Genomic DNA, 13,937 nt, shown 5'->3' on the forward strand with positions numbered 1-13,937 from the left:
TCCCGATTGTTCTCTGTCGCGTCTGCCGCTCGAACCTCAACCAGGTCGGGCAGAAAGAGCACAGCGAATGTCGAAAGAAATATACATCTCCAGTACCCCCCACGAGACTCGTCTCGCCATCGTCGAAAACGACGAACTAACCGAAATCTATTACGAGCGCGAGAACGAATACACTCTCGCCGGATCCATCTATAACGGAAAAGTTACCCGCGTTCTGCCGGGCATGCAGTCCTCATTCGTCGACATCGGCCTCGAGCGCGACGCTTTTCTTTACATCACCGACTTCATGGAGGAGGCTGGCGATTCAGCCGACTTCGACACCAACAGCGACTCTGGCCGTCGCTCCGAAGGCCGTCGCAACGGAAACGCTCCCATCCTCGAGGGCACCGTCGCCAGCCCCCCGGATCGCTTAGACCAAACCACTGACTCCGGCCTCCGTTCCTCTGAGCGGACCGATCGCGGCGACCGCAATGGCCGTGGTGACCGTGGCCGTGGTGGACGAGGACGCCGCGACCGCGGCGGTAACCGCGATCGTCAGCCCACCGCCGACCCCCTTGCGCCCACATCGCAAAATGACACGTTCAACGCCCCGGTTGCGGACTACTTCGCCGCCGACCAGCCAACAGACAACATCATCACCGACCGCACTGACGGTGGAGAGATTGGCGAAGGCGCCCCTGGTGCCGACGGCAGCCGCCGCTGGCGTGGCCGTCGCGGCCGTCGTCGTGGCCGTGGCCCAGGTCAGCGCGACGAGTCTCCGGACATCGCTGGCGCAGTCCTGGGCACTGCTCCGAGCGAATCCGCTTATGATGAAGATTCTTTCGACATCGACGGAGCCGCTGCGCCTATCTCCACTCCAACCGCCGCGGCCCACGTCCCACCTGTCTACAACGCGGTCGAAACAGCCGGCACGCCTCAGGAAAATATAGATCGCGGCAACCGCGGAAGAGACGGAAGAGACAACGACCGTCGTGACCGCAACAACCGTGGAGATCGAAATCGTGGAGACCGCGGCAACCGTGGCGATCGCGGTGGCCGTGATCGCGAACCCCGCATCCCCCGCGGTTTTGCCCCCAAAACCTCACTCTACGGCGTCGACGATTCACCTGCCTACGATCAGGCTCCCGAACTCGATGCGAACGCGCCCGAGCCCATCATTCTCCCAGGCGAATCTCTCTCCAAGTACCGCAAAGGAGGAGAAGAGTCGGTCGCTGCAGTTTCCAAGCCTGTCGACATCAATGTAATCATCCCGTCAGCTCCGGGGTTCAACATTCCTGAAGGCTGGGATGGCGGAGCTATTCTGCCCGGTGAAACTCTCTCTCGCCGTCGTCGCCAGGAAAATCGTAACGAGCCCCGCGCCGAGCATCGCCAGGAAACCACGGCTGACTACCGCAATGACAGTTCAGCGACTCCTCTGCCCCACGCTGAAGTCATTCGCGAAGCCGACGGATTCAGTGTCACAGATATCATCGAAGAACAGCCAGAAGTTGCCCTCACCGTCGCTCCTATCCCCATGGACGAGACGCTGCCAGAGGTTCTTGCAGAACCGGCCGAATACGAGCCGACCGACGCTTCCGCGTCCTATCGCATCGATCCCGCAGCGCCCAGCGAGTACCGCCAAAGCGCGCCCGTCCTGGAGGCACCTGAAGAGGTCCAGTCAGAGACCGTCATCGAGTCGCAAGTTCAGGATCACAACGCAACTCACAGCATCACTCCCGGCCCCGGCGAATCCGTTGCCCAACTCCGAGCCGAGCCCGCACACACAGACTACGAGCCATTCGACTGGCAGACACCTGCACCAACTCACGTTGAACCGGGCGAAACGGCCCCCGCACCTCATGAGCTGACCACCCTTCATGCCACCGGCGAGATGCACTCCGAAGCTCCAGTCGCTGCCTTCACTCCCGAACATGCAACTGAGACGGTCTCTCCGATTGAACACGAGACGGCGATCGCAAATCCAGCCGAATACGTCATCGCCGACGAGGCAACTCCTCAGCACTTCGCACCTGGCATCGGCACTTTCGAAGAGGAGACTCTCGACGAGGAGGACTTCAACACCACTCTTCACGCCAGCTCCATCGAAGAGATGGACGATTTCGAAGAAGAAGAGACGCTCGAAGGGGCCGCCGACCTCGGCACCATGCTCCGCGAGATGTCCATCGACCAGATCACCCGCTCTGGCAACATAGACGAAGAAGAGGAGGACGACCTCGAAGAAGAGGATGCAGTCTACGATCCTCTCATCGGCGATCTCGAAGAGACCGACGACGAAGAAGATCTCGACGAATCCGACACCGAAGAAGACGTCCTCCACGAAGAGATGGTTGGGGGCGATGAAGTATCACCCGCCAACGGCTTCGACCAGGCCCAGGCCGGGGCAGCCGCTCCTTCGCTCGACCGCAATCGCGACCAGGATCGTGGCCGTGGCCGCCGTGATGGTCGTCGTGATGGCCGCCGCGGAGACCGTTATGGCCGCAGTGATCGCGGAGACCGTAGCGATCGTCCTCGCAACACCGGAGGGGCTGGCGACCGCGAGCGTGCCAACAACGGCGGCCGCGACCGTCGTGGTGGCCGCAGTTCGATGCAGTCAACCAACCTTCCCGCTATCAGCGAACTGCTCAAGCCTGGCCAGGAGATTCTCGTTCAGATCGCCAAGGAGCCCATTGCCAAAAAGGGAGCACGCATCACATCGCACATTGCCCTTCCTGGCCGCTTCCTCGTCTTCATGCCCACGGTCAACCACACAGGTGTCTCTCGCAAGATCGACTCCGATAGCGAGCGCCGCCGCCTGAAGGAGATTCTGCTCAGCGAAAAGGGCGAGGCTGCCGGCGGCTTTATTGTCCGCACCGCCGCATCAGGAGCCACCGAAGAGGAACTCCGCTCCGACCTCCGCTTCCTCCTCAACCTCTGGGCCGATATCAAGCAGCGCTCCGAATCCTCGAAATCCCCAGCCCTCATCTACCACGACCTCAATCTCGTCGAGCGCATCCTTCGTGACCAGGTCACCGACAACTTCTCCGCTATTTGGGTCGACAGCGAGAGCGAATACGAGCGCGTTCTACGGTTCCTTCAGCGATTCCAGCCGTCACTCATTCGCCGCGTCAAGCTCTACACCAAAGAAACCCCGCTCTTCGAGCAATTCGGCATCACCGAAGAGATCAACAAGGCTCTGCGCTCTAAAGTCTGGCTCAAGTCCGGCGGCTCGATCGTCATCAACCAGACCGAAGCCCTCGTCGCGATCGACATCAACACCGGTAAGTTCGTCGGCAAGACCGCTCGCCTCGAAGACACCATCGTGAAAACAAATCTCGATGCCATCCCTGAGATCGTTCGCCAGATTCGTCTGCGCGACCTCGGAGGCATCATCATCATCGACTTCATCGACATGGACGAGCGCAAGAACCGCAACAAGGTTATGGCCGCGCTCGAAGAAGAGCTGAAGAACGATCGTGCTCCTTCGAAGGTTCTTCAGTTCAACGATTTTGGTTTGGTCGCCATTACCCGCAAGCGCGTCAAGCAGTCGCTCGAGCGCACGCTATCCACTACCTGCAACATCTGCACCGGCACTGGAATGGTCAAATCACCCGTCACCGTCTGCAACGACATCTACATCGAGATGCGCAAGATGCAGAAGCATCTCGACCGCGGCGATGTCATGCTTCGCGTGAATCCCGATGTCGTCAAACAGCTCAAAGCACCGGGCACGAAATGGCTTCAGGAGATGGAAGAGATGGTCGGCAAAACCATCCTCGTCAAATCCGATCCTAGCCTCCACCCCGAGCAGTTCGATATTCACTAGATCCTTCTTCGGAGCCTTAGTCGGGCTAAAGTTTAGTGATAAAATCTCCGAAATAGATCAAGATTCAGCCACAAAACACACGGGCGTCCGATCCTCTGGACGCCCGTAACTACGCTTTCTTCATTAGCTTGCACCGCGCCCAAAAGTAAAAACTCTGTCCTAAGTGTCATCCCAAACGACATTTCCTGCGTCATACACAACAAGCGCGTTACAGTTGGGTTCAAGCCAATGAAGAACCTCGCAGCACCAAGGGAGCTACACGAAGATGCAAACGAAGATCACTGGGAATCGCCTACACCGAATCCTTGGCCACACCGCGGCCGTCACTTTTCTCGCCGCAGCAGGGACCATGGGCCTTCACGCGCAGCAGTCCGCCGGCACTGCAGCATCTCTGCCGCCAGTCAACCTTAAGACGAGTTTCGCAGCACCACTCAATCTTTCTGCTCCAGACGACCTCGGATACAGCAGCAGCACTGGCAGCGCCGAGACTGCCAACGCTCTGGATTTCAACCTGAATAGCGATGCCAGCCAGCCACCGCCTCGTCGTCGCTACAGCCATCCAAACTACAACGACAGCCGGACCAACTCTGACGGCTCATCGAAGTACACCTTCCTTGTCGGCGGTGGCTTCACCATACCCACCGGACCGACTCACGGCGCACTCGATACCAGCTGGAAGATTCAGGCCGGCGTAGGCCGCAACTTCAACAAGACCTTCGGTGTCATCGCCCAATTCGACTACGACAACTTCGGCGTCAACACTTCAACCCTCAACAATTTGTTGGCAATCTATAACGCTCTTGGGGCAACTGATCAGAATGGCAATCCGCTCACTCAGTTGGGAGGAAATAGCCACGACTGGTCCTTTACTCTCAATCCAATCGTCAACTACTACACCTCCGATACCATGGGCGCGTATGTGGTCGGTGGAGCGGGTTTTTATCACAAGACCGCAAACTTCACCGTGCCAACGATCGGTACTGCCTGTGATTTCTTCGGCTGCTTCCAGTTTAACGCCAACTCAACCATCGACAAGTACACCAGCAATGCATTCGGTGTGAATGCAGGTCTTGGTTTCACTTACAAAATGTCTCGGTTCGCTTCAACGCGTCTCTATGTGGAAGGTCGCTACGTTTACACCTTCAACTCACAAAGAGACTTCTCTCTCGGAGACGCGAATGGCAACGGCTTCAATGTGTTTCCTCAGAACAGCGCGAAGACGAGTTACATCCCGGTCACCTTCGGTCTTCGCTTCTAACCTTGCCTGCCACGATGAAAGCACAAAGAAGAGAGACCATCGGTCTCTCTTCTTTTGTGCTTTCACTAGATAGATCGATGGCTAAAATGCGAATCCATGCTTACCGCCAAAGGATGACTAATGAAGCCGAAAGAAGAATCCCACGCCCACCCCGACTACTGTCGCAAGACTTATCAGGATCTGATGTCCGATCCCACGCTGTCGTCTCTCCCAGGCATTCGTCCACAGCACCCCTACTAAAACCGTAACCAAAGCCGCTGCTCCCAACCACGGAGAGTGTTCTCTCCCGAGAATCAGAGCCATCACATACGCACCCACCATCGTGCACATAAGCCATACTCCATCCTGGAGAAACCTGTATCTTTGCGTGATCCGGTGGCCCTGCGCGACTAGATCGGGCGAAGCCGCAGTAATGCCAAAGGTCGCCGCCATCGACAGTCCGACCGTCACCAGGTACCCAAGAACGACTGCAAGTACAAGAAAACTGCCAGTAATCATCTGCCTATTCCAGTGCCCCTGCGCCGCGGTCCTCTGGCGACTTTTCTCGAGACATAGAATTCAAGTCTATCAGCCCGATTCTCCTAAATTCCCACTGGATATGGCTTCTCGTGCATCTCCTGATCCGGATCGCGGCTCCGTTCAAACCGCCCCTGCAACAGGCTCAACAGACCGGTATACCAGTACCCGAACACAAACAGCACCAGGAACGGCACTGTAAAGAAGTTCTCCGTTGAGATTGCGTAGTAAACCGTCCATGCAAAATAACATCCAATCGCCATCTCAATCCAGGGAATTACTCCCAGTCGCTTGCGATAGACCTTTGCCTGACTCTTCTCACCCTTCTTCTTCACGCTATACTTCGGCGTCCTCGCAAAGGCGCTCTTCACTCCGAACAGCGCTTCCATCACGGCTTTGGTATTGGTGATCGTCAGCCCTACTCCCCCCAGCGCCATGACGAACGGGACGTAGACGATGGATTTGTACCAGCTCTTCGGATAAAGCTCCTTCTGGCTCACCATGTAGAACGTCGAAACCGACATCGTGCTCGCGATGAACAAAGGAAAATCGATCAGCAGCATCTGAATGTAGCCCTGCCAGCTGCGGATAATCATCGCCGGCATCAGCAACACACTCAGCACGATCATCAGCGGGTAACTGATATTTGCCGTCAGGTGATACCACGCCTCAAGCTTCGTATGCCATGGCGCATCGCTTTTCAGCACACGCGGCAAAATCTTCTTCCCAGTCTGGATCAACCCCTTCGCCCATCGCGCCTGCTGTGTCTTGAACGCAGTCATCTCGATCGGCAACTCCGCTGGACACTCCACATCCTGCAGATACTTGAACTGCCATCCTACCAACTGCGCCCTGTAGCTCAGATCGGTATCTTCCGTCAGCGTGTCGTGCTGCCAGCCGCCGGCAGTCGAGATTGTCTCTCGGCGCCACATCCCCGCCGTACCATTGAAATTAAAGAAAACTCCAGCCCGGCTTCGTCCTCCATGTTCGAGCACAAAGTGTCCGTCGAGCAGGATGGCCTCAACCTGTGTCAGGAAGCTGTAGTTCCTGTTCAGGTGTGTCCACCGCGTCTGCACCATGCCGATCTCCGGCTGTGCGAAGTGATGGATCACCTGCATCACCCACTGCCGCGGCGGTACAAAATCGGCGTCGAAGATTGCCACAAATTCGCCCCGCGCCACGTCGAGTCCTTTGTCCAGCGCTCCGGCCTTATATCCATGGCGGTTGCTGCGGTGCAGATACACAATCGGCTGCGGTTCCATTCCGACAAACCCCTGCGCATACCGCTCAACGATATCCCGTGCCACGCCGGTCGTCTCATCGGTGGAATCGTCTAGTACCTGCACCTCGAACCGGTCTCGCGGATAATCCAGCCTGCACACAGCCTCAATCAACCGTTCGATTACAAACTGTTCATTGAAGATCGGCAGTTGAATCGTCACGAATGGCAACTGGCCCTCGGCGAACCGCATCGGCGGCTCAGTCCACTTCGCCGCGTTCTTTTTGTTTCTGAAGTAGAGCCATACCAGCTGATAGCGGTGAATCCCATAAAACGCCAGAATAATCATGACGATAAAGTAGGGAATTAGCAGCGCCGTATCGAATGCATTCCATCGATAGAGATGCTCAAACGTCTTATCCGCGTAGTGAGTCTTCCAATAGTGACCGAAGCCCTTTGGACCGACCAGAAACCCGAGTTGAGACGCCAATAATCGAAGAGAAAAGTGCAGGATCGTTGCTCCACCGAAGGTTCGAGTACCCAACCGATTCTACGCGAATCGCCGCTTGAAATCTGATTCAAACGCACTCAGACGGCTCAATCAGAATCCCATTGATACCGGATAGTCGAGCCAGTCCATGGCAACTGCTTCGAGGTATCCCGAAAGCAAGGGCGGCAGCTGCCTAGTTCAAAAACATCGTTCGATAAACCGTATCGCGCTGAACCGGCTTGAAACCCGCGTCGCGAATCACCTGCCGCAGCTGTTCTTCAGTCGCGGCATTTGAGCCTTCGGCGAGCATCACACTGCCCACGTCGTTGCCTCCGAATCGTAATCCAACCTGCAGAACCTTCAGACCCTGGGTCTCGAGATTCGATTGAACGTTCCGGACGTTATCGAGATACATGCGCGAGATCGCAAGCGTCCTCAAATACTCAACCGCCGTCGCCTCCTCGAACCCCTGCACTGACGAGGATTTTGGCGCGAAGCTCCACGGTGTGAACGAGGCAAAGCCGTTCGTCTCCTCCTGCAAACTACGTACTGCTTCCAAATGATTTACGCGATGCTCCATCGTCTCGCCGCAGCCGAAGGTCATCGTCGCGGTAGTCTGCATGCCGAGCTTGTGTGCGGCGCGGTGGACAGCAAGCCAATCCGCAGTTGTCCACTTTTGGCGAGCGCCCTGTTGCACCTCTTCATCGAGAATACCCGCGTCATCACCGGGGATTGAGTCGAGTCCGGCGTCGCGGAGGCGGGCAATCGTGTCCGGCACTGTAGTTCCCGAGTGTTCCGCGATCGACAAGATTTCGCTGGCAGAGAGGGAGTGTAGCCAGATGGCAGGAAAGCGCTTTTTGATACTGCGAAAAAGCCCGTCAAACCAGGAGATTGTGAGTGCCGGGGTTACCTCACCCTGCAGCATCACGCCATGGCCGCCCCTTGCAACGATGTCGGAGATCTTCTCGCAGAGTGGATCAAAACCCGCGCCAGTTGCGGATTCTGTGTAGGTGACTCTCCCGTCGATGACATAACTTACTACGCCTTCGGGGTGCAGCCGGCGGCGTACCGCATCGGCTTCCATTCCAATTCCAATCAAGTCGTCGCTGCGAAAGCAGTCCAGAGCTTCGTTCCGGCTAATTCCCATGCTTCAATTCTACGTTTTTGGCAGAAAAAAATCTGGATGGGGAAAAGTGCCTAATTGTAGGGGGATTTTGCGTTTTTGGGGTGTTTTGCTGTGGTGAAAACGTGGTGAGATTGTGGTGAAATGTGTGGCTAACGTGGCGTTTTAACCGTCACCTTTTCGGCGCTGAACAATGCGCCACGTTTTTGAACTTTATTTTCAGCGGCCGTCAAATCCCGGACGGCTACCGGTGGAGCAACTCAACCAGCAGAACAATCACCACCACTGCCAGTACGAGCAGCAGCGAGACCCCTGCCTTCAGCCACAGGCCAAACGATGCCACGCCCTTCTCCAGCATTGCCATCCTGTGTTCGTGTTGCTCCATCGAAAGCCGCGCCCGCTTTACCTCTTCGCCTACTGCGGTGATCTGTGCGCTCTGGTCCTGCAACTGACGATAGAGCCCCAGGTGCGCCTTGGTGACTTGCCCCAAGTCGCCGCGAACCCCCTCGGCCATTGCCACCATAGCCGCCTCGCTCGCCTTCTCAGAGGCGACCTTGGACGTGAAGAACTTGTCGGCCAACGGCAACAGCCGGGATATGTGAGGGAGCAGCTCGAACAACTGTGCGATTACCTTCGGCCACATACGCTACTCCTGTTTTCTTGTTTGATTGGTGGAGACAGCAGCTCAAACCGATGCCTAATCCTAGCCCAGACACCCATTTTGCCGGTTCATGCCGAATCTTTTATTTTCAGGTTTCTATGGGGTCAACTTTGCGCGCCCCTGACGCCATCTCATCACGAGCGCAACGACCGTTACCAGCAGAATAGCCGTCACGATCCCCTGCGACCACAGACAGTAGATACACCACTTCTGTAGGACATAGGCCTCGATGTAGCTGAGAAAGGCTGCGAACAGAAACCCAATCTGGGCGAACTCGAAGACCAGCCACCAGCGGCCCATCAGAGCGAGCACGCCAATCACTGCGTAGCCTACGATGCCGAGCATCGCGACGGGAATGTGCGACCCCGCCTTCGGATCTTCGTCGAAGGTGCGGGGAGGGAAGACTGCGAACCGGCTGTGATTCACGGCACCGCAGTCAAATTTTTCGGTGACCGCACAGGGTGGCGCGAGACCGGGATCAATATAGTGGACGTGAAGCGCCATTGTCGAAACTACGATTCCAGCAACCGCTAACAGGGCAATCAGATACTTCATAGTTTAATTTTACTTGCCGTCGTTTGACTTCGTGTGCGGGCGTTTGGGGAGCCAAAATTCTTTGGTCATCCTGCCTTCATCAAACTGAGCGATTGTGCGGATTATCATGGCCTTGTGATGTCCTCTCTTAGCCGCCGCCGTTTCCTCAGCCTGCTTGGAGCCACCGGTGTGTCCGCGGCTGTTGCACCATCGATCCTCTCCGCATCCACCCCTTCAGTACATGCGCAGGAGCCATTCACTTTTCTCTTTGTCACCGATGCACATATCCAGCCTGAGCTCAATGGTGTGGTCGGCACCGATATGGCCTTCAAGAAGGCCCGTGCGGTCAAAGCGGACTTCGCCATCAACGGCGGCGACCACGTCTTCGACGCTCTTGGTGTGCCAAAGCAGCGCGCCCTAACGCTCTTCGATCTCTATGACAAGACTGAGCAGGATCTCGGTGTGAAGGTGTATCACACGATCGGCAATCACGACGTTCTCGGCATTTACCCGGCGAGCAGTGTCGCGCAGGACGATCCGCTCTACGGCAAAAAGCTCTTCGAACAGCGTTTCGGCAAGCTGTATTACTCTTTCGATCACAAAGGCCACCACTTCATCGTGCTGGACTCGATCGGTATTACGCCGGACCGCGCCTACGAGGGCCGCGTTGATGCGGTCCAACTCCAGTGGCTCGCCGCCGATCTCACTGCGCTGCGTCCTGAGACCCCCGTCATCGTCTCGATCCACATTCCCCTGGTCACGGCCTTTGGGGCGTATATCCCGGAGACGGCAGTAGCTCCGGCTCATCACGGCTTGAGTGTTGCCAACGCCAACCAGGTACTCGATCTCTTCGCCGGACACAACGTTCTCGGCGTCCTGCAAGGCCACACTCACATCAACGAAACAGTCCTGTGGAAGGGCGTCCCGTACATCACCAGCGGAGCTGTCTGCGGTAACTGGTGGCACGGCACACGTCTCGGCACACCCGAAGGATTTACGGTCGTTACCGTCGCAAACAACAAACTCACCACACACTACGAGCCCTCCGGCTTCCAGTCGGTCGCACCACAAAATACCTAGAGATCAGACTTACTTGAAGGGCGCATGATCTTCGAGGATGTTCTCACTGAATCCGATAAGCTTCGAGCTGAGCGGACATTAGGCAAACTATTCCGGCACGATGTATCGCGGTGGGCGCTGGCCGGGGGATTTGTCACTGAACTCCACATTAAAAAACGCGTGGGGCTAGCGTCGATTCGTACTCTGCACGATATCGATTTCATCGTGCCGTCTTTTGATTGCATTCCTACGGGTCTGGCTGAAGACTTTTTGTTCCGACACGTCCATCCGAACGATCCGCCAGGAAAGACGCTCTTGCAGGGCGTTGACGAAGAGACAGGAGTCAGAATCGATGTCTTCCGCGCTTACGGTTCAGTGATGGATCGGACTCTGCCAATTGAGGAAATGTCTCAAAGCCTCCGAATGATCTCTCACGAAGACCTGACAGCGAGAGCGGCAAGACTGTGTTTGGATTTGCACGAACACCGTCCTATTGCTCCGAAGTACGCGAGAGATTTTCTCCGGCTACTGGATCTTTCAACGCACGAGGATGTTGAATCGGCTTGGCAGGAGCACAGGCAAACGCACCGTCCGGAGAGCTTCGCAAGTGTGGCGGCGGAGATTCGAAGGTTGGTGGCGGTGCGACCGGAGTTGCTGGTCGATCCTGTCTACTCGACCGACGTCCATGAGATCTGCAGCCGCTGCGTGAAGACCTCCGCGTTCCCGCTGGCAGATGCTCAACGAATTCTTGAAATTCTCGGATATTGCTGAGCGTCGTCCCAACAGCCTGGGCAACAAAAATGATTAGTCTTGATATTGCTACCATGGTACATTGGTACATATGACGGAACCGAAGAACCTGGTTGAGATTGAACGGATGCAGACAGGGGTCCGCATGGAGAAACGGCTGTTGAAAGTGCTGAAGGCCGTAGCTGAGTTGAAGGACATGAGTCTCGGCGATCTGCTGGAGGGAATTGTGCTTCATGCGTTTGAAGGCAAGGCTCCGTTTTCACCGCAGACGCTGAAGGAGATCGAAAAATTGAAGGGAATCTATGGCCTGACGCTGCGTGCGTCGGACAGCCATCGATTGAAGGAGAGAAGATGAACGCAACGAAGCTACTTTCTTTCGCACTTGCAACAGGCGCAGCAGGTTTAGGACAGTCCGCTGCGAGTGCGCAGGCTGCGGCCTCGCCGGCGCATGTCCGCAACAGCTTCCAGTTCGTTGTCGCGGCCCCGCTCGGTCGTGCAGCGGGACTCTTCGGGCCGGAGGGAGAGCGGTGCTGGGCGGGCCCGCACTGGAATCCGGAGTTTCTGTATCCCCAACCGGCTCAGGATATCGAAGGAGCCGTCTTCACGGTGCAGCACGGCCCGCACAAAAGCGTGTGGGTCAATACGGTCTTCGATCCGGTGGGCGGCCGGATGCAGTACGTGTCGTTTATCCCCGATACGCTTGTCTCTACGATTGACGTGCGCCTCTCCAATCTCACTTCCTCGACGACGAAGGTCGAGGTGATCTATGTCCGGACCGCTCTCGACGCAGCCGCAAATGAAGACGTGCTCGCTATGGGGAAGCGTGACGCAGGGAGCGGGCCGGAGTGGCAGAAGGCGATCGAGGACTGCCTAGCCACGGAGCAAAGGCATGAACACCAGTAATCAGCGGCGTGTGACCGTATCAAATCGCGTAGAGATTTGAAAAAAGTGGATTGAACCTTGCCGATTCAGCGGTATGCTTGGTAGCACTTCAGACGAGGTCAAACTTCCAGAGCTGTCTCGAGCTGAGCTGTGTTCTGTGTCCAGATGCTAATTTCATCTCTCAGGAGTGATGCCATGCAGTGTCCTGTCTGCCACCACGAAGTCTCCTCCCAAAGTGCATTTTGCAGCAGCTGCGGTGCGCCCCTGGCTGCGGCGGGCGGCGCTGCCGAAGGTTCCAGTGCGCCTCCTCCACCAGCTTACACAAATGTCCCACCGGCCTACACAAATGTTCCGCCAGCCTATTCAGCGGTTCCTCCTGCGTACACTGCGGCTCCGCCGGCTGCGACCAGCACCGGGCTCTCGGAGAATGCGGCTGCGGCTATCGCGTACCTTACGATCATTCCTGCGATCATCTTCCTGGTGCTTGAACCCTACAACAAGATGCCGCTGGTGAAATTTCACTCGTGGCAGTCGATTGGGCTATGCGTTGCAGCGACTGTGTTGCAGGTGCTCATCACGATCGGGGAGGTAGCCATGCACTTCATTCCCGGAATTGTCCTGCTATTTTCGTTGATTCATCTTGTGATCGGCTTAGGCCTCTTCCTGGTGTGGCTCTTCATCATTTTGAAAGCCAGCAAGGGCGAGTGGTACAAGCTGCCGATTATTGGCGACTTCGCTGAGAAGCAGGCGCGCGCCGTTTAGCGTTCTTTGCCGCGGGGGGGGGGGGGTCCTCTCTCCGCGGGCTGAAGGCTGCGAGTCGTTTTTCCATCACGGCTATGGCGGTGGTGCTCTCGTCGATCATGACGAAGCTGCGCCCATGTTTCGCTGCGGCTGCGCCGGTGGTACCGCTGCCGGCAAAGAAATCCAGCACAGTATCACCGGCGTTTGAGTGGACGCGCACGATCCGCTCAAGAACTCCCAATGGTTTCTGGGTGGCGTATCCGGTCTTCTCTTTGCCGGTGGGCGAGACGATCGTGTGCCACCAGACGTCGGTCGGTGTCTTGCCTCGCGCTGCTTTCTTCGCACCCACCAGTCCGGGAGCCATGTAGGGGATGCGGTCGCTCTCATTCAGGTTGAAGGTGTATTGTTTCGGGTCCTTGGTGTACCAAAGAATGTTGTCGTGCTTGGCGGGCCAGCGTTTGGTCGCGCGCGCGCCGTAGTCGTAGGCCCAGATGATCTCGTTCTGGAAACACTCGCGCCCGAAGATCTCGTCGAGCATGACCTTGCAATAGTGGACTTCGCGGTAATCGATGTGGAAGAAGAGGGAGCCGGTGGCGGAGAGGATGCGGTGTGCTTCGACCAGGCGCGGTCGCAGGAAGCCGAGGAAGTCGTCGAAGCTGTCGCCGTAGCCCTGACCGCCGTCCTGCTGCTCCAGTACTTCGGTGCGGTAGCGGAAACCGCCGAATCCTATGCGGTCGCCCGCTTCGTCGCGAATGGTCTTTATCTGTTTGCGGGCCTGCCGTTTTCCTGTGTTGAAAGGGGGATCGACGTAGATCAGATCTACGGACGCGGCGGCCATCGCCTGCAAAATGTTGAGATTGTCTCCATGCACGATCCGGTTCATACCATCGTCTCCGCTCCTA

The 13,937-nt window shown here is 56.8% G+C and carries 13 protein-coding genes; 7 read left to right on the plus strand and 6 right to left on the minus strand.

Features of this window, described 5'->3' with window-relative positions; genetic code table 11:
- Nucleotides 1-67 precede the first annotated feature (67 nt).
- The gene (locus tag HDF14_RS09320) at nt 68-3,802 is read left to right on the plus strand and encodes an Rne/Rng family ribonuclease (protein ID WP_183975779.1); all 3,735 of its coding nucleotides are present in this window, start codon (nt 68-70) and stop codon (nt 3,800-3,802) included.
- Nucleotides 3,803-4,067: 265 nt separating this feature from the next.
- The gene (locus HDF14_RS09325) at nt 4,068-5,060 is read left to right on the plus strand and encodes a hypothetical protein (protein ID WP_183975780.1); all 993 of its coding nucleotides are present in this window, start codon (nt 4,068-4,070) and stop codon (nt 5,058-5,060) included.
- Nucleotides 5,061-5,177: 117 nt separating this feature from the next.
- Here HDF14_RS09325 and HDF14_RS09330 read toward each other — a convergent pair whose 3' ends face one another.
- The 5 genes from HDF14_RS09330 to HDF14_RS09350 form a co-directional block, all read right to left on the minus strand.
- The gene (locus tag HDF14_RS09330; protein WP_183975781.1) at nt 5,178-5,558 is read right to left on the minus strand and encodes a hypothetical protein; all 381 of its coding nucleotides are present in this window, start codon (nt 5,556-5,558) and stop codon (nt 5,178-5,180) included.
- 83 nt (nt 5,559-5,641) lie between these two features.
- A complete protein-coding gene (locus HDF14_RS09335; RefSeq protein WP_260698187.1) occupies nt 5,642-7,144 on the minus strand; it encodes a glycosyltransferase in 1,503 nt (500 codons plus the stop codon).
- Nucleotides 7,145-7,478: 334 nt separating this feature from the next.
- The gene (locus tag HDF14_RS09340; RefSeq protein ID WP_183975782.1) at nt 7,479-8,432 is read right to left on the minus strand and encodes a radical SAM protein; all 954 of its coding nucleotides are present in this window, start codon (nt 8,430-8,432) and stop codon (nt 7,479-7,481) included.
- A 220-nt stretch (nt 8,433-8,652) separates the two neighbouring features.
- A complete protein-coding gene (locus HDF14_RS09345) occupies nt 8,653-9,051 on the minus strand; it encodes a hypothetical protein (RefSeq protein ID WP_183975785.1) in 399 nt (132 codons plus the stop codon).
- Nucleotides 9,052-9,165: 114 nt separating this feature from the next.
- Complete coding sequence (locus HDF14_RS09350; RefSeq protein ID WP_183975787.1) at nt 9,166-9,624, minus strand: vitamin K epoxide reductase family protein; 459 nt, start codon at nt 9,622-9,624, stop codon at nt 9,166-9,168.
- A 117-nt stretch (nt 9,625-9,741) separates the two neighbouring features.
- On the opposite strand from HDF14_RS09350, the gene HDF14_RS09355 reads away from it, so the two are divergent.
- The 5 genes from HDF14_RS09355 to HDF14_RS09375 all read left to right on the plus strand — a co-directional run bounded on the left by HDF14_RS09355 (nt 9,742) and on the right by HDF14_RS09375 (nt 13,056).
- Entirely contained in the window at nt 9,742-10,683 is a 942-nt protein-coding gene (locus HDF14_RS09355; protein WP_183975789.1) for a metallophosphoesterase family protein, read from the plus strand.
- Nucleotides 10,684-10,707: 24 nt separating this feature from the next.
- Nucleotides 10,708-11,433 (plus strand): hypothetical protein, encoded by a 726-nt coding sequence (locus HDF14_RS09360; RefSeq protein ID WP_183975791.1) that lies wholly within the window; start codon nt 10,708-10,710, stop codon nt 11,431-11,433.
- Nucleotides 11,434-11,503: 70 nt separating this feature from the next.
- The gene (locus HDF14_RS09365) at nt 11,504-11,767 is read left to right on the plus strand and encodes a hypothetical protein (RefSeq protein WP_183975793.1); all 264 of its coding nucleotides are present in this window, start codon (nt 11,504-11,506) and stop codon (nt 11,765-11,767) included.
- Nucleotides 11,764-12,315, plus strand: coding sequence for a hypothetical protein (locus HDF14_RS09370; protein WP_183975795.1), 552 nt, complete (start codon nt 11,764-11,766; stop codon nt 12,313-12,315). The genes HDF14_RS09365 and HDF14_RS09370 overlap by 4 nt, the downstream gene beginning before the upstream one ends.
- Nucleotides 12,316-12,489: 174 nt before the next feature.
- The gene (locus tag HDF14_RS09375) at nt 12,490-13,056 is read left to right on the plus strand and encodes a DUF4870 domain-containing protein (protein ID WP_183975797.1); all 567 of its coding nucleotides are present in this window, start codon (nt 12,490-12,492) and stop codon (nt 13,054-13,056) included.
- Here the strand turns inward: HDF14_RS09375 and HDF14_RS09380 are convergent.
- Nucleotides 13,016-13,918, minus strand: coding sequence for a DNA-methyltransferase (locus tag HDF14_RS09380; RefSeq protein WP_183975799.1), 903 nt, complete (start codon nt 13,916-13,918; stop codon nt 13,016-13,018). The two genes, HDF14_RS09375 and HDF14_RS09380, sit on opposite strands and share 41 nt — an antisense overlap.
- Nucleotides 13,919-13,937: the final 19 nt, after the last annotated feature.

This window comes from Tunturiibacter gelidiferens, from assembly GCF_014201335.1.
GTDB classification, from domain to species: Bacteria; Acidobacteriota; Terriglobia; order Terriglobales; family Acidobacteriaceae; genus Edaphobacter; species Edaphobacter lichenicola_E.